This window comes from Marinimicrobium sp. C6131 (assembly GCF_026153455.1).
Classification (GTDB): domain Bacteria; phylum Pseudomonadota; class Gammaproteobacteria; order Pseudomonadales; family Cellvibrionaceae; genus Marinimicrobium.
On sequence record NZ_CP110629.1, the window covers coordinates 1,951,167 to 1,972,927 of the forward strand.

Sequence of the window (21,761 nt, forward strand, 5' to 3'; positions counted from 1 at the left end):
CAACCGCCGGACCTCAATGGCTGATCATCCAGGGCCTCATGCCGGGAAACATCTTTTTGCCATCGGCGGTATACATCAGCGCCGAGCGGAGTCTGCCGCCATCGTGGCAACCGCAGGGCTTACCTTTCCGGTGGGCATGGGCCTGCCGCTCCCGGGCTTCCGCCCGGGCCTCCCTGGTGGAGAAAACCGGCTGATGCTGACTTGTTTCATTGCGTTCATGGGCCGCGTGGTTCTCCCGGGACAGGGCTTTCAGTTCCGGTGGCAACACGATCACCCGGGCCGCCAACTGGCCGCAGCTCGGGCAGGCTTGCGGCTCAGCGCTCTGCTCGAAGGTGGCCAACTGGTGAAACAGCCCGTGTTCGGCGCACTTGTAATCGTAGACGGGCATGGCGCTTACTCCTTGTCTTTCGACAGGGGGACATCCATACCACCGCTGACCTTGGCTCCGGGCCCGGAGGCACTGGGATTGACGTCGATATCGAAGATGTCGGTAGGCAACCACAGGGTGGCACAGGCGTTGGGGATGTCCACCACACCGCTGATGTGCCCCTGTACCGGCGCGCAGCCCAGAATGGCGTAGGCCTGGGCTTTGGTGTAGCCAAACTTGGTCAGGTATTCGATGGCATTCAGACAGGCCTGACGATAGGCAACGTGCACATCCAGGTAATGCTGTTTGCCATATTCATCCACCGAAATGCCTTCAAAAATCAGGTAGTCATCGTACTTGGGCGTAATCGGGCTGGGTTTGAAGATCGGATTCTTGATGCCGTACTTGGCCATGCCGTCTTTCACCAGATTGACCCGCAGGTGAATCCAGCCGGCCATTTCAATGGCCCCACAGAAGGTGATTTCGCCATCGCCCTGACTGAAGTGCAGGTCGCCCACGGACAGCCCCCCTTCTTTGACGTACACCGGAAAATAGATTTTCGAGCCGCGCGACAGGTCCTTGATGTCGCAGTTGCCGCCGTGTTCTCTGGGCGGGACGGTGCGCGCGGCTTCGGCACCGGCGGTCTTGGCCGCGTCTTTGTCCATACGTCCCATATGCGCGGTATCGGCATAGGGCAGCGCCGCCAACGGAGGCACCCGCTCCGGGTCGGTGTCCACCAGACCCTGCTCTCGGGTGTTCCACTCTTTCAGCATTTCCTTGGAGGGCAAACAGCCGATGAGGCCGGGGTGAATCAGACCGGCAAACTCCACACCGGGAATATGCCGGGACCTGGTGAACATGCCCTTGAAATCCCAGATGGATTTCTGCGCTTCCGGGAAGTGCTCGGTCAGAAAGCCGCCGCCATTCTGTTTGGAGAAAAAGCCGTTAAAACCCCACTGACTCTCTTCGAAGGTACCGATATCCAGGATGTCCACTTCGAGAAGATCGCCGGGCTCTGCACCTTCAACCCCGATCGGACCGGACAGAAAGTGCACCTGGGTCAGATCCACATCGCGCACATCATCGGCGCTGTCGTTATTGGCGATCTGACCGCCGGTCCAGTCGTAGCACTCGACGATAAAGTCGTCCCCGGGTTTGACCGTGGCCACCATGGGAATGTCCGGGTGCCAGCGATTGTGTACCTTGTCATTCTCGTAGGGGGTCTGGTTCAGATCGATTTTGATGATGGTTTCAGTCATGGCTTGGCTCCTGACAGGGAATGAGGCGTTGGCAATTCAAGCCGCGATGAATGCATCGCTGGCCCGTGTCCGCTCATTATCAAAGGCGCCGAGTGCGCGGCCTATACGACAATTGGCCCCACGTCTGCGTCATTTGACGTATCAGGTTCCACTGGGCCAGACCTGGCGACACACCACTTGCCCATGCTGCCAATCACAGTACATATGGCGCAGGTTCTGCTTCGACCTGGAGATTGTTTCCTGACCGGACTCACCTGGGCAATGGTCCGGGCGTTCCAATAAAAACTGCGCGACAGGCACCTCCACTTGCCGGCGAAACTGCCGCTTCAGGGCCCGGGCCCCGAACCGGGCATCGAACCCCTCGCGCTCCACCCGACTCATCAATGTCCGGGACACTTGCAGTTGCCAACCTTTGGACTGCAGACGTCGGTTGAACCGGGTCAACAGTTCCGCCACCACCCCCGGTCGTGCTTCCGGAGGAAGCGGATAGTAGACCAACACGTTATCAATGCGATTGAGAAACTCCGGGTCCAGCCCGCGATCCAGGGCGCGCTCAACCCGCTGACGCAGTGCGGCTTGCTGCGCGGGCTCCGAACGGGGCCAGAAACGACGCCAGCCGCTCTGCCAACGATTCAGGTGGCGTGCCAGATCGGCGGCGCCCAGGTTGCTGGTCATGAAGATCAGGCTGTTGCGAAAATCCAACTGCTTTTGCCCGGAGGTCAGGCGCAACCGGCCCGTATCCAGCACGCCCAACAGACTGCGCAGCACCTCCGGGCCCGCTTTCTCCAACTCATCAAACAGCACCACACCGGGGCGGCTGAAGCTACCGCGCATGGCCTCTTCATCGATCAGGCTGTGGCCCTCTTTGCTACCAACATAGCCCGGGGGCGCACCGGTGATGGCGGCGGCGTAGTGGTCCTGGGCCAGCGTGTTCATATCCACCCGGCAGAATGCGTCGGCCTTACCGTGCAACGCTTCGGCCAGCGCCCGGACCGTTTCGGTCTTACCGACCCCGGTGGGGCCGGCTGACAGGAATACCGCAAGCGGTCGGTCCGGCTCGCCGATATCGGCTTTGACCCGAACCAGCTCCCGGCTGATTACCGTCAGCGCCTCGGGTTGGCCACGAATCCGCCCCCGCAGGATGGCGGACACGGTGTCCGGATCGAACACAAAACGCGAGGGGCCCAACCGGGACTCCGCTGACGGTGGGGCCGATCGGGGTGAGCCGGTCGGGGACGACACCGGCGTCAGCGCTTCGTGCAACGCCTGATCTTCCAGTCGTTCATTGATGAATGGCATGGAGCGGCCTTACCCAACGGTCTTTTCACGACCACCGTGAGGCAGTTCACCCACCGGACACTCGGCGACACCAATGGTGGAACGGGTCATGGCCTCTACGTCATCCCGGGCTTTCTCCGCATCCATCACCCAGGTGCGATAGAAGTCAAACGGGCACTCGGCCACCCCACGATCACCGTCTCCGGAATTATAGATACCGGAGTAACCCCGATGCAGTAATTTGAACAGATGGTTCTGGGACTGGTCGTTGGCGCGGGCATCGCGAATCTGGCTGACTGAGAGCTGGGCGTACTGCACGCCCATATCTTCTTCACCACACTCGCCCAGGGTCCGACCATCGAAACCGATCAGAGAGGAATGACCGAAATAGGAATAAACGCCATCGAAGCCCGTGGCATTGGCCACCGCCACGTAGCAGTTATTGGCCCAGGCCATGGATTTGGCCATCGTTACCTGCTGGTCTTTCGCCGGATACATATAGCCCTGACAACGGACAATCAACTCGGCACCTTTCATGGCGCAATCGCGCCAGATTTCCGGGTAGTTGCCATCGTCACAGATGATCAGACTGATCTTCATGCCCTTGGGGCCTTCCGTGACGTAGGTGCGATCGCCGGGGTACCAGCCTTCAATGGGACACCAGGGGATACACTTGCGGTACTTCTGAACAATCTCACCTTCGTTGTTGATCAGCACAAGGGTGTTATAGGGCGCCTTGTTGGGATGGTCTTCGTGACGCTCACCGGTCAGGGAAAACACCCCCCAGGTATCGGCCTTGCGACAGGCCTCGGAGAAAATTTCCGTCTCCTCTCCCGGGATGGTCGCGGCGGTGGCCATCATCTCGTCCTGGTCATACATGATGCCCATAGTGCTGTATTCGGGGAAGATCACCAGGTCCATCCCGGGCAATCCTTTTTTCATCCCCACCAACATGTCTGCAATGGCCCGGGCATTATCGAGCACCTCGGCCCTGGTGTGCAGGCGCGGCATTTTGTAGTTGACGACGGCCACGCCGACGGTATCGTCACTGCTGGAAATATCACCATGTCGCATAGTAGATTACCTCACTTAAACGGATAGATAGGACGCCACTTTCTCGGCATCGACACTGCTTCTGGCTTCCTCGTGCACAATCTTCCCCTTCTCCACCACCAGAATGCGATCGGCCACATCCAGGGCGAAGCTCAGTACCTGCTCGGTCACCACAATGGTCAGGCCGCGCTGATCCCGGATTTCTTTCAGAGTTTGGGCGATTTCCTTGATGATGGACGGCTGGATCCCCTCGGTAGGCTCATCCAACAAAAGCACTTTGGGGTTGCTCGCCAGCGCGCGAGCGATAGCCAGTTGTTGCTGCTGTCCACCGGACAGGTTGCCGCCCCGGCGATTGCGCATTTCCAGCAGCACGGGAAACATATCGTAAAGATCCCTGGGAACGTTCCGGCGTCCGGTAGACGTCAGCCCGGTTTCTATATTTTCCCGAACCGTCATGCTGGAAAAGATCATCCGCCCTTGTGGTACATAAGCGAGACCCTGACTGACTCGTTGATGGCTTTTCATACCGGATATTTTTTTGCCATCCAGAGTCGCTGTCCCACCCGATTCCGGGATGACCCCCATCAGCGCTTTCATCAGGGTACTTTTCCCCATGCCGTTGCGCCCCATTACGGCGACGATTTCGTTGGGCTGCACGGTAAAATCCAGGCCATGCACGATTTCGCTCTGGCCATAACTGACCCGATAGTCGGATACATTCAACATGATGAGCCCTCTCTCAGTGGCCTAGGTAGACTTCAATTACCTTAGGGTCGTTTTTGACGTTGTCGATGGCACCTTCGGTCAGGATCTTTCCCTGGTGCAGCACGGTCACCTTGTCGGCGATCTCCGCCACAAACTGCATATCGTGCTCGATAACGATGACCGAACGGTTCTCGGATATCCGCCGGAGCAGCTTGGCGGTTTCCTGACGTTCGGTGATCGACATGCCCGCTACGGGTTCATCCAGCATCAGCAGGTCCGGGTCCTGAATCAGCAACATGCCAATTTCCAGCCACTGCTTCTGACCGTGGCTCAGCAGCCCCGCAGGTTGATGTAGCTGGTCCTTCAGGAGGATCATCTCGGCCACTTCTTCACACTTTCGGACAACAGTCTCGTCCCGTTTGAAGAAGAGCGAACCAAACACGTTCCGCCCTTTCGGGTAGGAAATTTCCAGGTTCTCGAAAATGGTCAGATCGGTGTACACCGAGGGCGTCTGGAACTTACGCCCTACCCCGGACTTCACGATGTCGGACTCGGTCATCCGGGTGAGTTCCCGATTGCGAAACCGGATGGATCCTTGAGTAGAACGGGTGCGCCCACAAATCAGGTCCAGTACCGTGGTCTTCCCGGCGCCATTGGGGCCAATGATCACCCGAATCTCGCCCTCATCGACATACAATGTCAGGTCATCAACGGCTTTGAACCCATCGAACGAAACGGTGAGGTTTTCCACCGCCAGGACAAAGTCAGTATTACTGGCGCTCATGGGCAACTCCCTGGACAATACGATTGGAATCAACGCGGGTCAGCTGGTCCACCCAGCGATCCAGCGCCTTGGCCACACGGCCTCTGGCATACTGGTCGTACAGCCCGGCGAGGCCATTGGGAAAGGCCAGCACGACGCCAATGAAAAGTGCACCCATGGCAAACAGCCACAACTCGGGGAAGCTTTCCGAGAAAATGGACCTTGCCCAGCTCACCAGCAAGGCACCGTAGATGGCACCAAACAGCGACAGGCGCCCACCCACGGCACAGAAAATCACCATTTCAATAGAGGGTACAATGCCAATGAAACTCGGTGACATAAAACCCACCTGCAGAGTGAACATGGCCCCGCCGATTGCCGCAAAGGCAGCACCAACACAGAAAACAAAGACTTTAAAGTTGGCCACATCGTACCCTGAAAAGCGGATTCGGTCCTCGGCGCCACGCATCGCGATCAGTATCCGCCCGAACTTGCTCATGCGAATAAACTGCGCGAACACCAAACAGGCGAGAAGCAAGGCAACACAGATGAAATAGAACACATACTTGGCAAAGTCAGACCGAATATTCCACCCCAACAACGTTCTCAAATCGGTAATACCGTTCACCCCACCGGTATAACCCTGCTGACCAATAATCAGGATGGTCAGAATCAGGGCGATCGACTGAGTAATGATGGCGAAGTAGACCCCACTCACCCGCCGCTTGAACATGGCCACACCAATCAGGTAAGCAAACACCGTAGGGACAACCAACACCGCCAGCAAGGTAAAGCTGAAGCTGTAGAAGGGTTCCCAGAACCAGGGCAGCTCGGTGATCTGGTTCCAGTCCATGAAGTCCGGAATGCCCGGGGTGGACTGAATGGCGGTGCTTTCCGGATCGGACGCTTCCAGCTTGAGAAACATGGCCATCATATAGCCACCGATGCCGAAGAATACGCCCTGCCCCAGACTGAGAACGCCGCCATAACCCCAGCAGAGTACCAACCCCAACGCGACAAAGGCGTAGGTCAGATATTTGCCGATCAGGTTGAGGCGAAAAATATCCAGCGCCAGAGGGAACACCACAATCAGCAGCAGCGCCAGCACCGCAAAGCTGAGCAGATCGTGACGGCTGAACAATGATCGTAATCCGGTCGTGGTCATCGTACCGTCCTCCTATCGACGAACTTTAAGGGAAAACAGGCCCTGAGGACGTACCATCAGAATGCCCACCACAAACAACAACGTCAGCACTTTGGCCATGGAACCGCTGAGGAAAAACTCCATGGTTGATTGCGCCTGGGAAATCGTAAACGCCGAAGCAACGGTACCGAGCAGGCTGGCCGCGCCACCAAACACAACGACGAGGAAGGTATCCACGATATAGAGTTGGCCCGAAGTGGGGCCGGTCGAGCCAATCATGGTGAAGGCGCTACCGGCGATACCGGCAATGCCGCAACCCAGGGCGAACGTCATGCGATCCACCTTCTGGGTATTGATGCCCACAGCACCCGCCATGGAACGGTTCTGGACCACCGCACGCACCTGTATGCCCCAACGGGAGCGGTACATGAGCGCTGCCACCACCAGGGTAATTCCCAACGACAGACACATGACGAACAGGCCATTGATGGGAATTTCCACCAGATCGGTTACGGGATAGGAGCCCATCATCCAGTCCGGCATACTGACCCCCACCTCGCGCGCGCCAAAAATCGAACGGTAGCTTTGCTGGAGAATCAGGCTCAAGCCCCAGGTCGCAAGCAAAGTATCCAGAGGTCGGTGATACAGATGGCGGATCATCAACCACTCCACCAACATACCCAGCAGCGCGGCGGCGAGAAACGCCAATGCCATGGCGACAAAAAAGTAGGAGCCGTACCAGTCGGGAAGCCACTGTGAAAACAGATTGGAGGTCAGGTAGGTGATATAAGCGCCGAGGATCATGAACTCCCCATGCGCCATATTGATTACACCCATCTGACCAAAGATGATGGCCAGTCCCAGCGCCATCAATACGAACACAGAGAAGAGTGTCAGGCCCGCAAAACCCTGCATGGCGAATATCGACATCAACTCCGCTGAGGAATAATCAGAAAACATGGGAAGGTGCCTCCAAATGCGCTTTAACCAACCGGGGTGGTCTTTCTTCTACCGGGGTAACCCCGCCCAGAGGGCGGGGTTGATTTACTGAGGGAACGTGGCGCTTACTGGTAACCTTCCGGGAACGGATCCGGCTCAATCAGCTCTTCGGTTTCAAATACCACTTCATACTGGCCATTTTTCTGTGCGCGACCGATACGGGTCCTGGACCAGAGATGATGGTTCGGGTGAATTTTCACGTAGCCTTCCGGAGCTGTGGTCAGTTCAATGCCCGGAGACGCCTCGCGCACCTTATCGACATCGAACGAGCCGGCTTTTTCGACAGCGGCTTTCCACAACCAGGGCCCCAGGTAAGCCGCCTGGGTCACATCGCCGATCACAATGTCGTCGCCCCAGCGCTCTTTGAAAGCCTTCACAAACGCTTCATTGTTGCCGTTCGTCAGGCTTTGGAAGTACTTCATTGACGCGTAGGCACCGTCGATATTTTCGCCACCGATACCGAGAATCTCGTCTTCCGTCACTGAAATGGTCAGTACCAGGGGCGATTCCTCGGTCAGATCGATACCGGCGGCCTCAAGCTGCTTGTAAAAAGCGACATTGGAGCCTCCCACCACGGACGCAAAGATTACATCCGGCTTACGCAGTTTGATTTTATTGATCACCGAGTTGAACTGGGTGTGACCAAGCGGGTAGTACTCCTCACCCACCACTTTCAGACCCAACTTATCAATGTGCTTACGGGCAATCTTGTTGGACGTTCTCGGCCAGATGTAATCCGAGCCAAGCAGGTAGAACGTCTTGGCGTCCTTGGCGTCCACCACCCAGTCAATACCCGCCAGGATCTGCTGGGTCGCTTCCTGACCGGTGTAGATCACGTTGGGGGACTGCTCCAGACCTTCGTAAAAAGTCGGGTAGTAAAGCATGCCGTTGTATTGCTCAAACACCGGCAATACCGCTTTGCGCGATGCCGAAGTCCAGCAACCAAATACCGCCGCGACATTGTCCTGACGTAACAGCTTGCGGGATTTTTCCGCAAAGGTTGGCCAGTCGCTGGCGCCGTCTTCCTGGATGTATTCGATCTGCCGACCGAGCACCCCGCCGGAGGCGTTGATCTGCTCGATGGCGAGCTTCTCAGCCTGAACCGAGCCGGTTTCACTGATGGCCATGGTCCCGGTCACCGAATGGAGAATGCCCACTTTCACGGTGTCATCGGTGACCGCCAGGCCCGTGGTGTTCACCTCCTGGGCGACACCAAACGCACTCATGGCGAGGCCCGCTGTCAGCCCGGCCAGGCTTTTCAGAAGCCGGCGCGACGGCCCCGGCGTATGCTTGCGTGAATCAGTAACCATGGTCTTTCCTCGTGTGGTGGTTTGAAAACGCGACTGAACATCGGTTGGCCCAATTCAACTACCCGAATCGGCCGGCCTGTGCCCATGCTCTGCATTTTGCTCGCCCCACCCTTCCGAGCCCATTCGACAAATGCCGCAGAGACCTACGTCAATCAACCCATACCAACGTCCCCCCACTTTGCCTTTAATGTTCCGCACGCCACAGATGGCATAAAGATTGATACCTGATTCAAGGAGTGCCGGATTCAGAGCACAGAGCTCCGGCCTGCTCGTACAAAGTGCACCACCCTGGTTCGCCTGCCCGGGCGCTATGCGTCATACCGGCGCATGGCGACGGCCGACATGGACATCGCCCGATCAATGCCTTCACCGGCTGTTATTCAGTAAGCGAATGCCATGACTGCCAAACAGACCATTTTCCGCGTGCGCCGTCAGTACAACCAATGGGTTGCCAACCAGACGCTGGAGGACTACGCGCTTCGTTTCACCGCCAAGCGAGCCCGGCGCTGGTCGCCCGCTCGGGTGGCCCACACCGCTCTGGGCGCGATTTCCTTTCTGGCCCTGGAGGCGATCGGTGGGGCGATCACCCTGAACTACGGGTTCACCAATGCGATGGTGGCCATCGTCACGGTGAGCCTGGTGATCATGCTCACAGCGTTTCCCATCAGCTATTACGCCGCCAAGTACGGCGTCGATATAGACCTTCTCACCCGGGGAGCCGGCTTCGGTTACATCGGGTCCACCATCACCTCCCTGATTTATGCCTCCTTCACTTTTATTTTCTTTGCCATCGAAGCAGCCATCATGGCCATGGCATTGGAGATGCTCTTCGGCATTCCCATCGTGTGGGGCTATGTGCTGTGCGCCGTTGTGGTAATTCCATTGGTGACACACGGCATCACCTTTATCAGCCGCTTTCAGCTTTGGACGCAACCGCTGTGGGTATTTCTGCAGGCACTGCCGTTTGTGTTCATTCTATGGGCGGACTATCAGTCCGTTGAGGATTGGACGAGCTTTACTCGCGAACCCGGCAACGGGTTCGATCTGCTACTGTTCGGAGCCGCGTCCGCCGTCATTTTTTCTCTGATTGCCCAGATCGGTGAACAGGTGGATTACTTGCGCTTTATGCCCGAACCCAAGCCGGAACAGCGCCGCCGCTGGTGGCTGGCCCTGAGCGCCGGAGGGCCGGGCTGGATTGTGATCGGAGCCATCAAAATGATGGCGGGTTCGTTTCTGGCGGTGCTGGCGTTGTCGCACGGCATGGCCCCGGACGAAGCCATCGACCCGACCCATATGTATCAGGTGGCCTTTGGCTACGTTACCCAGTCGCCCACGGCGGCCCTGGCCATCGCCGGGCTGTTTGTCATTCTGTCGCAGTTGAAAATCAATGTGACCAACGCCTATGCCGGATCCATTGCCTGGTCCAATTTCTTTTCCCGTCTGACTCACAGTCACCCGGGACGCGTCGTGTGGCTGGTGTTCAATGTCACCATCGCCTTGTTGGTCATGGAGCTGGGTGTTTACCGGGCACTGGAAAATACCCTGGGGTTGTATGCGTTGATCGCCATCGCCTGGGTGGGCACTCTGGTGGCCGATCTGATCATCAACAAGCCCTTGGGCTTCAGCCCATCGCACATCGAGTTCAAGCGGGCGCACCTTTATGACATCAACCCGGTGGGCGTTGGCACCATGGTGACCGCCACCCTGATCGGGGTGATCGGTTATCTCGGTTTCTGGGGCGAGACCTTCCAGGCACTCTCGCACTTCATCACCCTGCTGAGCGCCCTGATGATTGCCCCTCTGATCGCCTGGCGAACCGGCGGGCGGTATTACATCGCCCGCGAGCCGGTTACCCTGACGCCGGCGGCGGCCACCCATCAGTGCTGCATCTGTGAGCATCGTTTTGATAAAGAGGATGTCACCCACTGCCCGGCCTACGACGGACCCATCTGCTCCCTGTGCTGTTCGCTGGATGCCCGCTGCAATGATTTCTGCAAACCCGGCGCCAGTTACCCGCAACAGATCCGCAACTGGGTGTATCGCTGGCTGCCCGCGTGGTTGATACCCGATATCAATGCCCGCCTGGGCAATTTCCTCTTGCTGGTGATTGGCATCAATGGATTTTCGGGCGTACTGCTGTCGTTGATCTACCATCAGACGGTCTTTCCCGATGAGTTGTCTGCCCTGCTCTTTGCGGCGCTGCTCTGGAAGGTGTTTTTTATTCTGGTCATCATTACTGGCGTGGTCAGTTGGCTGTTCGTATTGGCCCACGAAAGCCGGGTCGTCGCCCAGGAGGAGTCACAACGTCAGACCCGGCTGCTGATGGAGGAAATCGATGCTCACGAACAAACCGATCAGGCGCTGCAACGCGCCAAAGAACAGGCGGACGCCGCCAATCAGGCCAAGAGCCGATACCTCACCGGCATCAGTCACGAACTGCGTTCGCCGTTGAATGCGGTGCTCGGCTATGCGCAGCTGCTTGAGAAAGACCCGGCCATTCCCGCGCATCGGCGCGACGCACTGGGCGTGATCCGTCGCAGCGGTGAGCACCTGGCCGACCTGATTGAGGGACTGCTGGATATTTCCAAAATTGAAGCGGGCCGACTTGACCTGCACCGGGATCAGGTGCGTCTCGATCCGCTGCTGGAACAGTTGGTACACATGTTCCGACTGCAAGCCGAAGGTAAGGGACTCCAGTTCGAGTACCACTGCCAGGACACCTTGCCACCCGTGGTGCGCACCGACGAAAAACGCCTGCGTCAGATTCTGATCAACCTGCTCTCCAACGCGATCAAGTACACCGCCAACGGTCGGGTCAGCATGACGGTCAAATACCGCAGTGAGGTGGCGGAATTCACGATTGAAGATTCCGGTGAGGGCATCTCGCCCGACGACCAGCAGCGAATTTTCCGCCCGTTTGAGCGCGTTCGCCGCCCCGGCGAACAAGTATCCGGCACCGGGCTTGGGCTGACCATTACCCAACTGCTAACTGACATTATGGGCGGTGATATCAGCCTGCAAAGTACTCCCGGAAAAGGCAGCATCTTCAGGGTCACACTGATGATGAGCCGTGTGAGAAGTGTCTCCGATATCAAACCGACCCAGGACATTCAGGGTTACCAGGGTGAAACCAAACGCATCATGGTCGTCGATGATGAAGCCACGCATCGTCAACTGGTCCACGCCATGCTGACCCCGCTGGGGTTTGAGGTGGTCGAAGTGGACAATTCGCTCACCGTGTTGGACCGGGTGCGGCAGGAAACGCCGGACCTGATTCTGCTCGATGTCTCCATGCCGGGCCTCAACGGCTGGGAGTTGGTTGCCCAACTGCGTGCCACGAACTACTTCCAGCCCGTGGTCATGATTTCCGCGGATGCCAGCGAAGGCAAAGCGGTCGGCGATGCCCTGCACGACGCCTATATCGTCAAACCCGTGCGCTTGAACGGCTTGCTGGAAATCCTGGGCCAGCAACTGAATTTACACTGGCACACCCGATCAGAGGAATCCCGCGCGCCGCCGTCATCAGCCCCGCGCATCGACGACCAAATTTCCGCGCTGCCCCTGCCGGATGAAGCTCACCTGCAACCCTTGCGCAAGCTGGCACTGATTGGCCACAAAAGCGGTTTGCAGCAGGCACTGGCGGAACTGGCGGCAAACGGGCTGGCCAGCGACGAGTTTGTACAGACACTGTCCCGGTTGGCGGGCCAGTTCCAATTCGAAACCATCATCCGACTGTTACAGGTAACCGATAATGAGCCTCAACGAGAACTCCTCTGAACCGGTGGTTCTGGTGGTCGACGATGCCATCGAAAGCATCCACATGCTCAGCGACGCATTGGAAGCGGAGAACATGACGGTGCTGGTGGCGCTCGAGGGCCAGCAGGCGCTGACCATCACCCAGAACATCACTCCGGACATCATTTTACTGGATGCCCTGATGCCACAGATTGATGGCTTTGAAACCTGCAAACGGCTCAAGCAGAACCCACGCCTGACCAATGTGCCCGTCATTTTCATGACTGGGCTGAGCGACACTGAACACGTGGTTCAGGGATTGAACGCCGGGGGCGTCGACTACATCACCAAACCGATCAATCCTGAGGAGTTGGTGGCCCGCATGCGGGTCCACATCAGCAATGCCCGGCTGACCCAGAGCGCTCACAACGCGCTCGACGCGGCCGGTCAGTACCTGTTTGCCATCGACCGCAGCGGTACCCTGCTGTGGACCACCCCACAGGTACAGGCTCATCTCAAACGCGCCGGACTGAATCAGCCCCAGGCCCAGGAGCAACTTGCGGGGCAACTGCGCGAGTGGCTCAGCCACCACCCACAAACCGGGCACAAGCTGCCACTCAGAGGGTTGTCACCGTTGCTGACACTGGAATATCTGGCGCCTTTGAACGGCACCGATGTTCTTTTGCGACTGTTGGAGCAGCCCGGGGAAGGCTCGGAGACGGACCGGTTGCGCGAGGCTTTCGGCGTCACCACCCGGGAGGCCGATGTGCTACTGTGGATTGCTCACGGAAAGACCAACCGGGAAATCGGACAGATTCTGTCCATGAGCCCACGCACGGTCAATAAACATCTGGAGCAGGTCTACCGCAAACTGGGCGTGGACAACCGCACCTCGGCGGCGGCCGCCGCCATCCGCAGTATGGCCCACCCGTAAGCCGGGGCGCGCCACCGCCCGCAGGTCGGCTACCTCTGGCACAAGTGTTGCTCACTGAAAAGGCAAGGCGGCCGCCTCCCCCGATGACACCCCGGTTACCGGGCCCGGACGCCTGAATCCGGATACTGCATGCACCATGACAGCGCAAATGAACGTCACTGATGCCCCACAAGCTCGCATAGATCGCGCCCCGTTTGCGCGCTTTGCCCAGGACTATCGACGTCGCCAGGATGCCCTGTCACTGATCCGCCAGTTGATCCAGATGATCAAGGGGGTACAGCGGCACCGGGGCATGAGCATGGCGCTGCTTGGGGGCAACCGTCAATTCGAGCCGGATTTTGAACGACTCCAGCAGACGCTGGAGCGCCGCCTGTTGGCGTTGCAGGCGTTCACTCTGGGCAGCGACCTGCTCAGTGAACGGGAGCGGGAAAACCTGCATACCGCCTGGATGACCATCAGTCGGGACTGGCACGACGACAGTGTGATCGACAACTACGAACTCCACTGCCATCTGGTCGAACAACTCCTGGCCATGTTGGTCAGTCTCTCCCGCCCGCTCGAAGCGCCGCTGTCCGCCCCCTCGGACCACGCCAACGCCGACGCTCCCACCCGGGTTCAGATGCTGGAGCTGCTGCACTTTTCCACCCGAATGTTGCCCGGCGTCGTCGAGCAGATCGGCCGTATCCGGGCCCTGTCCAGCTATGCGGCGGCCGTGGGTCACTGCGACTCACACCACGACGGCAAGCTCCGATACGTTATCCAGAACACCCAGGTGAACAATGAAAAACTGCGCCATCAGATTCGTCGCCTGGAGCAGGTCCTGGGAGCGGAGTTCGGGCAACTCGGGGAACTCAAGCGGTACGAGCTCAAGCTGATGTTTCTGCTCAATATGGTTGAGGGTGACGTGCTCAGCGGCGGGCCGATCACCGCCGACAGTAACCGGCTGTTTCAGGTGGCGACGGATATCATTGACGTCTACTTGCAGGTCGTGGAGAACGGCATTGTCCTTCTGAACCAATGGCTCGAACAGGATCTGGAGCGCTGGATGCAAACTGGCGCGCCAGTCCGCACCGAAACCCCTTAGAGCCCGCTCCTTTTCTCAAACTGCAGACCGTTTGTTGTATCCTTGCGGTATTGATCGCCACCTCAAGGACTCATCTCCCATGCGCTTGTCCCACGTTCCACTGTGCCTGCTGATATTCTGTGCGTCGCTGTTCGCGGACGAACCCCCGGAACCGGACCGCACTGAACTGTCAAAGGAGGAGATGGACCAGTGCCTCAGGATCGCCGTGACCGTCGCGGGAAAGGACATGTCAATCGAGGGCCTGCGTGATGTCTGTAACACCCTGGCGCGCGGAGATTCAAGCGAACGCGAGGCAATCAGCCAGGCCCTCGCCGCCATAGGCAATGACGGAACCGAGCAGGACAAGGATGCGAGCGGCAACAGCCACCTGCTGGAACGACGCCTGAACATGGAGGCACTGAATCGTGCCAACCGCTTTCTGCTCACCCCTCACAAGCGCAACTACCTGCTGCCAGTCAGCTACCAGGAAAACCGGAACACCGCCCCTTATGCCGACGCCGGCACATCGCTCGCCAGCCAGCAGAGTACCGAAGTCGAATTTCAGTTGAGCGTCAAGATTCTTATTCGCGAGGGGATTTTTGGCGACAACGGCCACTTGTATATGGCCTACACCAACCATTCACTCTGGCAGGCCTATTACCGGGATATCTCCCGTCCCTTCCGGGAAACCAACCATCAGCCCGAGTTGATACTCAGCTTTGTGAATGACTGGAACATTTTCGGATTTCGCAACGTCCTCAACGAAGTGATGATCACCCACCAGTCCAATGGCCAGAGTGGCGATCTGTCGCGCAGTTGGGATCGCATCATGGTCAACAGCGTGTTTGAGCGCGGCTCCTTCGCCTTTGCCTTCAACCCCTGGTACCGCATTCCGGAGAGCGAGGGCGACGGCCCCGATGACCCCACCGGCGATGACAACCCGGACATTCACAAATACATGGGCAACTTTGAACTGTCTGCCGCCTGGCATCGTAAAGACAACATAGTGAGCCTGATGCTGCGGAACAACCTGCGCTCAGACAACCGTGGCGCGGTGGAACTGGGGTACAGCTTCCCGGTTTCCTCCACCGTGCGCGGGTATCTGAAGGTGTTCAACGGCTACGGCCACAGCCTGATCGACTATGACCACCACACCAACGCCATCGGCCTGGGCATCACGTTTACCGATCTGTTTTGAGGTGAACCGCTTGGGCAGGCTGAGAGGGGAGAGAATTATGCGCGCGCTTTTATTGAGTCTGGTGCTCACACTGGGAGCTTGCACCTCCACGGACGTACAGGAGTACGCGGGGAATGAACCCGCCCTGACACTGGAAGATTTTTTCCAGGGCTCACTGACGGCCCACGGCGTATTGAAGAACCGGGGCGGCACAGTGACCCGCTACTTCAACGCAACCATTGACGCCAGTTGGGATGAGAACGGTGTCGGCCGTCTGGCCGAACGCTTTGAGTTTGACGACGGCGAAATCCAGCATCGCAACTGGACCCTGGAGCCCCGGGACGACGGCAGCTATAAGGCCACCGCCGGTGATGTGATCGGCGCCGGTCGCGCGGAGACCAGCGGCAACGCCCTGAAAATGGACTATGTGCTGGAAGTGGATTATAAAAACCGCAAACTGGCACTCAACGTCGAAGACTGGATGTGGCGGGTGGACGAAAACACCATCATCAACCAGTCCACACTGCGCAAGTGGGGCTTCCGGGTGGGCACCATCCAGTTGACCATAATCCGTCAGCGGGATTGAATTGAACCGCCGGGCGGTGCTATAACGGCCGCCCAATGAGTGACAGCGGACCCGAGCCATGACTGACCCGACACCCGAGCCCATCAAACTGGATTGCCCGACCTGCGGCGAGACGATTCTGTGGAACGAGGACTACCCCTACCGCCCCTTCTGCAGCGAGCGCTGCAAAATGATCGACCTGGGCGAGTGGGCCAGCGAAGGCCATAAAATTCCCGGAGAGCCGGTGATCCTCGACGATGACGACCAGCCTCTCTGATGCGGGTGGAGGCCAATAGAGGAATCATGACCACTCGCGGCACGAGCGGCCATGGATCCGGCGCCTACCAGGCGTAGCGGATGCCCGCGATACCCTGGGCACCGGCCGCTTTTGCCTGCGGCAGTGCCTCAGGCCCCACCCCACCGAGGGCGTACACCGGCGAGGGCACCCCGGCCACCCATTGGGCAAACCGCTCCCAGCCCAGTGACGTCACACCCGGGTGACTCCCGGTGGGCTGCACCGGCGAAAGAAACAGATAATCCACACCCAGCCGAACCGCCTTCGCCAATTCTTCCGGTGTATGGCAGGACGCTCCCCACCACCCTGAAAGCCCCGGCGGACGCCGCGCACACCGCCACAGTGCGCCGGTGTCCATATGCCAACCCGCCAGCTCGGCCAGACAGCGATCTTCCGGGCCATGGGCAATCAATGTGGCGCCGAACCGATTGCACAGGGTTCGCGCCTGCAATGCCCGGGCCCGATACTCATCGGCGGTCAGCTCCGGAGCCCGCAGGTGAACCCAGGACTGACCGCTCACCACGGCCCGCTCCAGGCGTTGCCACCAGTGCGTGTCCGATTCGGCGGGCCCGGTAATCAGTATCTGTTGCGGCAGACGAATGGCGTGAAGAATGGGCCGGTTGGCCTCGGGGAATCGGTACTCCGGCAACTCGCCCGGCGCGACCCAGCGCACCGGCTGCCCCTCATTGCCCCGAGGCTCGCCCTCAAAGGCAGTGACCCGGCACACCTGAAGCAGGACGGATTTATCCGGATAGTCGTGGCGTATGTCGATCAGAGGCTCGCTGGCGCGCACCTGTATGGACAGTTCTTCTTCCAATTCCCGGACCAGGGCGTCCCTCAGGGATTCTCCCTCATCGACTTTACCTCCCGGAAACTCCCAGAGCCCGCCCTGATGGACATGATCGGGACGACGGGCAATCAGGATCCTGCCTTCCGGGTCCTGAATCACTCCCACCGCCACACGTACGACTCGAGCCACGGAATCAGCTCCGATAGTCGGCGTTAATACGCACGTACTCGTGGGACAGATCGGTGGTCCACAGGGTTTCCGCGCATTGACCTCGGCCGAGGTCAATGCGGATGGTGATTTCTGCCTGGTCCATGACCGCCTGTCCCTGCTCCTCCGTGTAACTCTCGGCGCGTCCGCCCTCTTCGACAATCAGCGTATCGTTGAGGTGGATACGGACCTTGTTCGCATCGAGCCCCGGAACGCCGGCGTAGCCCACCGCCGCCACAATCCGGCCCCAGTTGGGGTCCGAGGCGAACAGCGCGGTTTTGATCAGCGGCGAATGCGCCACCGCATAACCCACCTGCAGACACTCATCCTGACTGGCGCCGCCGCTGACCGCGAGTGTGACAAACTTGGTCGCCCCTTCGCCGTCCGCGACAATACTCTTGGCGAGGTATTCATGGGCCCCGATGATCAGCCCACGCACTTTCTCGTACAGATCGCCAGAGGCCTCGGTGATGGCCTCCGCACCGGATTGCCCAGTAGCCATCAGGATGCAGGAATCGTTGGTGGAGGTATCGCCGTCGATGGTGATCCGGTTGAAGGATTTATTCGCGGCCTCCTTGCACAGATCGTCCAGCACCGGCTGGGCGATATCCGCATCGATAGCGATATAGGCGAGCATGGTGCCCATGTTCGGCTTGATCATACCCGCGCCCTTGGCAATACCGTTGACCCTGATGGTTTTACCATCATGCTCGACGCTGGCGGTATACCCCTTGGGGCGGGTATCAGTGGTCATGATCGCTCTCGCCGCCGCCTCCCAGCCGGTTTCGCTGAGCCCGGCGTGGGCTTGGGGTAGCACATTGACGATCTTGTTGACCGGCAGCGGCTCCCCGATCACGCCGGTGGAGAAGGGCAGAACCTGGGCGGCCTGAACACCGGACAACTGGGCGACGGCCTCACTGGTGGCAATGGCGTCGCGTCGGCCCCGCTCGCCCGTGCAGGCATTGGCATTGCCGGAGTTGATCACCAGGTAGCGGGGGCTCGCCTGCTTGAGGTATTCGCGGCACAGCGTCACCGGCGCGGCACAAAAGGCGTTGCGGGTGAACACGCCGGCGCTGCGGGTGCCCTCGGCCAGCTCGATCAGCACCACATCCTGGCGACCGGGCTTTTTGATGCCGGCGCTGGCCGTGGCCAGTTTGATCCCGGCCAGTACGGGCATGGAGGGAAAGGGGTATTCGCCAACGGCCATTTTTGGAACTCCGTTTTAATGAAGGGTATACCACAATGGTGGATGACGGCCTTTGGCCGTATCCACCCTACGCGCTATGGCACCGAGGGCCGTCACGCTATCCTATCAGCTCAACTTACCGTGACACTGTTTGTATTTCTTGCCGGAACCGCATGGGCACGGATCGTTGCGGCCCACTTTGCGTCCGTCGCGCACGAATGGCTGGCCGCCGGGCTCACCTTCGCCCGCCGGCTGCTCTGCCGCCTGTTGGCGACCACCACCCAGTGCGGACACCTCATCGTGCTGCAGCTGCATCTTCTGCCGCTCCCGAGCTTCACGCCGCTTGCGTTCCATTTCCTCCATCTGCTCCCGGGTCACAGGCTCAACCCGGGCCAGCAGATGAATCACCTCATGCTTCACTTTATCCAGCATGCTCTGGAACAGATAAAACGCTTCACGCTTGTATTCCTGCTTCGGGTTGCGCTGCGCATATGAACGCAGGTTGATCCCCTGGCGCAAGTGATCCATGTTGGCCAGTTGTTCCTTCCAGGCATTGTCCAATACCTGCAGCATCACCTGCTTTTCGATTTCGGTCATCACCGGCCCGATCCGTGCACATTTGGCGTCGTAGGCACCCTGCACTTCGGTCTGGATTTTTTCGCGCAGCTTCTCTTCATGCAACTGGTCGTCTTCATCCAGCCACTTGGCCACCGGCAGACGCAGCCCGAACTCCTGCTCCAGACGCTTCTCCAGGCCGGGCACATCCCACTGCTCCTCCAGGCTCTGCGGCGGAACATGTTCACTGATGATCTCGTCCACCACATCGAAGCGCACCGAGTTGATGGTGTCCGTGATGGATTCAGCCTCCAGCAGCTCGTTGCGCTGCTGATAGACCACCTGGCGCTGGTCGTTGGCGACGTTATCAAACTCCAGCAATTGCTTACGGATGTCGAAGTTGCGCCCTTCGACTTTGCGCTGGGCCTTTTCGATGGCGTTGTTCACCATGCGGTGCTCGATCGCCTCGCCCTTCTCCATCCCCAAGGCCTGCATAAAGCCCCGGATCCGGTCTGAGGCGAAAATCCGCATCAGACTGTCTTCCATGGACAGGTAGAAACGGGTGACCCCCGGGTCACCCTGACGGCCCGCCCGGCCACGCAACTGATTGTCGATCCGGCGGGATTCATGGCGTTCGGTACCGATGATATGCAGACCGCCGGCCTCAATCACCTGCTCGTGACGCTTTTTCCACTCGCTTTTGATCTGCTCGATCTGGGCATCGGTCGGGTTTTCCAGCTTGGCGACTTCCGCTTCCCAGTTGCCGCCGAGCACAATGTCGGTACCCCGACCGGCCATGTTGGTGGCGATGGTCACCGCCCCCGGACGACCGGCCTGGGCGATGATTTCCGCTTCCTGCTCATGGTACTTGGCATTGAGGACCTGGTGCTCAATGCCGGCTTTCTTCAACCGGTTGGACATTTCCTCGGAGGTCTCGATCGAAGCGGTACCCACCAGCACCGGTGCTTTCTGCTCCTGATACTTTTTGACATCCTCGACGATGGCGTCGTACTTCTCCTCCACCGTCAGATACACCACATCGTTCAGATCGATCCGCTGCTTGGGTTTGTTGGTGGGAATGACCACCACATCCAGGCCGTAGATTTCCCGGAATTCAAACGCTTCGGTATCGGCGGTACCGGTCATACCGGACAGCGTCGGATACAGGCGGAAGTAATTCTGGAAGGTGGTCGAGGCCAGCGTCTGGCTCTCGCTCTGGATCGGCACGCCCTCTTTGGCCTCGATGGCCTGATGCAGGCCTTCGGACAGACGACGGCCCGCCATGGTGCGACCGGTGTGCTCATCAATCAGCACCACCTGGTTGTTCTGCACAATGTATTCAACATCGCGGCGGAACAGCGCCCGGGCGCGCAGGGCGGAATTGACGTGATGAAGCAGGTTCAGGTTGGTGGCCGCGTACAGGCTCTCACCCTCCGGCAGCAGCCCGGACCGTGACAACAGGTCTTCCACCTTCTGGTGTCCCTGCTCGGTCAGCTCTACCTGGCGGCTTTTTTCATCAACGGTGTAATCGCCGTCCGCTCCCTCTTCCGGCACGGGGCTCAGGTTCTGGATCAGCTTGCACATGCGCATATACAGCTCGGAGCTGTTCTCCGCCGCGCCGGAAATAATGAGCGGCGTACGCGCCTCGTCAATCAGGATCGAGTCCACCTCGTCCACCACGGCAAAGTTCAGCGGCCGCTGGACCTTATCCTTCAGGCTGAGCGCCATATTGTCGCGCAGGTAATCGAAGCCGAACTCGTTGTTGGTACCGTAGGTAATGTCCGCCGCGTACGCGTCGCGCTTTTCGGCGGAGGGCTGCATGGAGCGGATCACGCCCACCGTCATACCCAACTTCTGGTAGACCTTGCCCATCCAGGCGGCGTCCCGGGACGCCAGGTAGTCGTTCACAGTCACTACGTGGACACCGCGGCCGGTCAAAGCATGCAGGTAACAGGGCAAAGTGGATACCAGGGTTTTACCCTCACCGGTACGCATTTCGGAAATTTTGCCTTCGTGCAGCGCCATCCCCCCGATCATCTGGACGTCAAAGTGACGCAATCCCAGAGCCCGCTTACTGGCTTCACGAACCACAGCAAATGCCTCAGGCAGCAGTTGATCCAGGGTTTCCCCCTGTTCAAAGCGCTGTTTGAACTCCGTCGTCTTGGCCGCCAGGGCCTCATCACTGAGCGCTTCCAGATCGCTTTCCATCTCGTTGATTTTGGCGACTGTTTTGCGCATACGCTTCAATTCGCGCTCGTTCTTCGAGCCGAACAGGGACTTCACTAATTTACCGATCATTGTTATTACCGTACTTGAGCAATTTGCGGGTGAACGACTGTCACCTCGTCGGAAAACCGACGAGTAAACCGAATGTGG

The 21,761-nt window shown here is 58.9% G+C and carries 18 protein-coding genes; 6 read left to right on the forward strand and 12 right to left on the reverse strand.

The genetic code is table 11. From position 1 onward, the window contains the following. Positions 1-13: 13 nt before the first annotated feature. The 9 genes from OOT55_RS08400 to urtA form a co-directional block, all read right to left on the reverse strand. The gene (locus OOT55_RS08400; RefSeq protein ID WP_265368643.1) at positions 14-388 is read right to left on the reverse strand and encodes a zinc ribbon domain-containing protein; all 375 of its coding nucleotides are present in this window, start codon (positions 386-388) and stop codon (positions 14-16) included. Between the two features lie 5 nt (positions 389-393). Beyond that, positions 394-1,626, reverse strand: a complete 1,233-nt coding sequence (gene fmdA, locus OOT55_RS08405; protein WP_265368644.1) for a formamidase — start codon at positions 1,624-1,626, stop codon at positions 394-396. A 141-nt stretch (positions 1,627-1,767) separates the two neighbouring features. Continuing rightward, positions 1,768-2,925, reverse strand: coding sequence for an AAA family ATPase (locus OOT55_RS08410; protein WP_265368645.1), 1,158 nt, complete (start codon positions 2,923-2,925; stop codon positions 1,768-1,770). Between the two features lie 9 nt (positions 2,926-2,934). Next, a complete protein-coding gene (locus OOT55_RS08415; protein ID WP_265368646.1) occupies positions 2,935-3,978 on the reverse strand; it encodes an aliphatic amidase in 1,044 nt (347 codons plus the stop codon). Between the two features lie 15 nt (positions 3,979-3,993). Further along, positions 3,994-4,683 carry an urea ABC transporter ATP-binding subunit UrtE gene (gene urtE / locus OOT55_RS08420; RefSeq protein ID WP_265368647.1) on the reverse strand — a complete coding sequence of 230 codons (690 nt, stop codon included), beginning with the start codon at positions 4,681-4,683 and terminating at the stop codon, positions 3,994-3,996. A gap of 13 nt (positions 4,684-4,696) precedes the next feature. Next, positions 4,697-5,446, reverse strand: a complete 750-nt coding sequence (gene urtD / locus OOT55_RS08425) for an urea ABC transporter ATP-binding protein UrtD (protein WP_265368648.1) — start codon at positions 5,444-5,446, stop codon at positions 4,697-4,699. Further along, positions 5,433-6,590, reverse strand: coding sequence for an urea ABC transporter permease subunit UrtC (gene urtC, locus OOT55_RS08430; RefSeq protein WP_265368649.1), 1,158 nt, complete (start codon positions 6,588-6,590; stop codon positions 5,433-5,435). The genes urtD and urtC overlap by 14 nt, the downstream gene beginning before the upstream one ends. A gap of 12 nt (positions 6,591-6,602) precedes the next feature. After that, complete coding sequence (urtB, locus tag OOT55_RS08435; protein WP_265368650.1) at positions 6,603-7,529, reverse strand: urea ABC transporter permease subunit UrtB; 927 nt, start codon at positions 7,527-7,529, stop codon at positions 6,603-6,605. 104 nt (positions 7,530-7,633) lie between these two features. Further along, positions 7,634-8,878, reverse strand: a complete 1,245-nt coding sequence (gene urtA / locus OOT55_RS08440) for an urea ABC transporter substrate-binding protein (protein ID WP_265368651.1) — start codon at positions 8,876-8,878, stop codon at positions 7,634-7,636. Between the two features lie 396 nt (positions 8,879-9,274). Between urtA and OOT55_RS08445 the strand changes: the two genes are divergently transcribed. The 6 genes from OOT55_RS08445 (at position 9,275) to yacG (ending at position 16,629) form a co-directional block, all read left to right on the forward strand. Then, positions 9,275-12,655, forward strand: coding sequence for an ATP-binding protein (locus OOT55_RS08445; RefSeq protein ID WP_265368652.1), 3,381 nt, complete (start codon positions 9,275-9,277; stop codon positions 12,653-12,655). Beyond that, positions 12,630-13,547, forward strand: coding sequence for a response regulator (locus OOT55_RS08450; RefSeq protein ID WP_265368653.1), 918 nt, complete (start codon positions 12,630-12,632; stop codon positions 13,545-13,547). Before OOT55_RS08445 ends, OOT55_RS08450 begins: the two co-directional genes overlap by 26 nt. 148 nt (positions 13,548-13,695) lie before the next feature. After that, positions 13,696-14,631, forward strand: a complete 936-nt coding sequence (locus OOT55_RS08455) for a hypothetical protein (RefSeq protein WP_265368654.1) — start codon at positions 13,696-13,698, stop codon at positions 14,629-14,631. Between the two features lie 79 nt (positions 14,632-14,710). Continuing rightward, positions 14,711-15,808, forward strand: a complete 1,098-nt coding sequence (locus OOT55_RS08460; RefSeq protein ID WP_265368655.1) for a phospholipase A — start codon at positions 14,711-14,713, stop codon at positions 15,806-15,808. Positions 15,809-15,845: 37 nt separating this feature from the next. Next, complete coding sequence (locus OOT55_RS08465) at positions 15,846-16,373, forward strand: DUF3833 domain-containing protein (protein ID WP_265368656.1); 528 nt, start codon at positions 15,846-15,848, stop codon at positions 16,371-16,373. Positions 16,374-16,431: 58 nt separating this feature from the next. Beyond that, positions 16,432-16,629 (forward strand): DNA gyrase inhibitor YacG, encoded by a 198-nt coding sequence (gene yacG, locus OOT55_RS08470; protein WP_265368657.1) that lies wholly within the window; start codon positions 16,432-16,434, stop codon positions 16,627-16,629. A 64-nt stretch (positions 16,630-16,693) separates the two neighbouring features. Here yacG and OOT55_RS08475 read toward each other — a convergent pair whose 3' ends face one another. The 3 genes from OOT55_RS08475 to secA all read right to left on the reverse strand — a co-directional run bounded on the left by OOT55_RS08475 (position 16,694) and on the right by secA (position 21,683). Then, positions 16,694-17,626 (reverse strand): Nudix family hydrolase, encoded by a 933-nt coding sequence (locus OOT55_RS08475; RefSeq protein ID WP_265368658.1) that lies wholly within the window; start codon positions 17,624-17,626, stop codon positions 16,694-16,696. A 4-nt stretch (positions 17,627-17,630) separates the two neighbouring features. Then, positions 17,631-18,851, reverse strand: coding sequence for a bifunctional glutamate N-acetyltransferase/amino-acid acetyltransferase ArgJ (argJ, locus tag OOT55_RS08480; protein WP_265368659.1), 1,221 nt, complete (start codon positions 18,849-18,851; stop codon positions 17,631-17,633). Between the two features lie 105 nt (positions 18,852-18,956). After that, positions 18,957-21,683 carry a preprotein translocase subunit SecA gene (gene secA, locus OOT55_RS08485; protein WP_265368660.1) on the reverse strand — a complete coding sequence of 909 codons (2,727 nt, stop codon included), beginning with the start codon at positions 21,681-21,683 and terminating at the stop codon, positions 18,957-18,959. Between the last annotated feature and the right edge of the window lie 78 nt (positions 21,684-21,761).

Bases quoted from the DNA above. Each gene is read 5' to 3' on its own strand.
- secA (WP_265368660.1), bottom strand. From the start codon at position 21,683: ATGATCGGTAAATTAGTGAAGTCCCTGTTCGGCTCGAAGAACGAGCGC.
- OOT55_RS08400 (WP_265368643.1), bottom strand. From the start codon at position 388: ATGCCCGTCTACGATTACAAGTGCGCCGAACACGGGCTGTTTCACCAG.
- urtD (WP_265368648.1), bottom strand. From the start codon at position 5,446: ATGAGCGCCAGTAATACTGACTTTGTCCTGGCGGTGGAAAACCTCACC.
- OOT55_RS08410 (WP_265368645.1), bottom strand. From the start codon at position 2,925: ATGCCATTCATCAATGAACGACTGGAAGATCAGGCGTTGCACGAAGCG.
- fmdA (WP_265368644.1), bottom strand. From the start codon at position 1,626: ATGACTGAAACCATCATCAAAATCGATCTGAACCAGACCCCCTACGAG.
- OOT55_RS08455 (WP_265368654.1), top strand. From the start codon at position 13,696: ATGAACGTCACTGATGCCCCACAAGCTCGCATAGATCGCGCCCCGTTT.
- OOT55_RS08415 (WP_265368646.1), bottom strand. From the start codon at position 3,978: ATGCGACATGGTGATATTTCCAGCAGTGACGATACCGTCGGCGTGGCC.
- OOT55_RS08445 (WP_265368652.1), top strand. From the start codon at position 9,275: ATGACTGCCAAACAGACCATTTTCCGCGTGCGCCGTCAGTACAACCAA.
- urtA (WP_265368651.1), bottom strand. From the start codon at position 8,878: ATGGTTACTGATTCACGCAAGCATACGCCGGGGCCGTCGCGCCGGCTT.
- OOT55_RS08460 (WP_265368655.1), top strand. From the start codon at position 14,711: ATGCGCTTGTCCCACGTTCCACTGTGCCTGCTGATATTCTGTGCGTCG.
- OOT55_RS08465 (WP_265368656.1), top strand. From the start codon at position 15,846: ATGCGCGCGCTTTTATTGAGTCTGGTGCTCACACTGGGAGCTTGCACC.
- OOT55_RS08450 (WP_265368653.1), top strand. From the start codon at position 12,630: ATGAGCCTCAACGAGAACTCCTCTGAACCGGTGGTTCTGGTGGTCGAC.
- urtE (WP_265368647.1), bottom strand. From the start codon at position 4,683: ATGTTGAATGTATCCGACTATCGGGTCAGTTATGGCCAGAGCGAAATC.
- urtB (WP_265368650.1), bottom strand. From the start codon at position 7,529: ATGTTTTCTGATTATTCCTCAGCGGAGTTGATGTCGATATTCGCCATG.
- urtC (WP_265368649.1), bottom strand. From the start codon at position 6,590: ATGACCACGACCGGATTACGATCATTGTTCAGCCGTCACGATCTGCTC.
- yacG (WP_265368657.1), top strand. From the start codon at position 16,432: ATGACTGACCCGACACCCGAGCCCATCAAACTGGATTGCCCGACCTGC.
- argJ (WP_265368659.1), bottom strand. From the start codon at position 18,851: ATGGCCGTTGGCGAATACCCCTTTCCCTCCATGCCCGTACTGGCCGGG.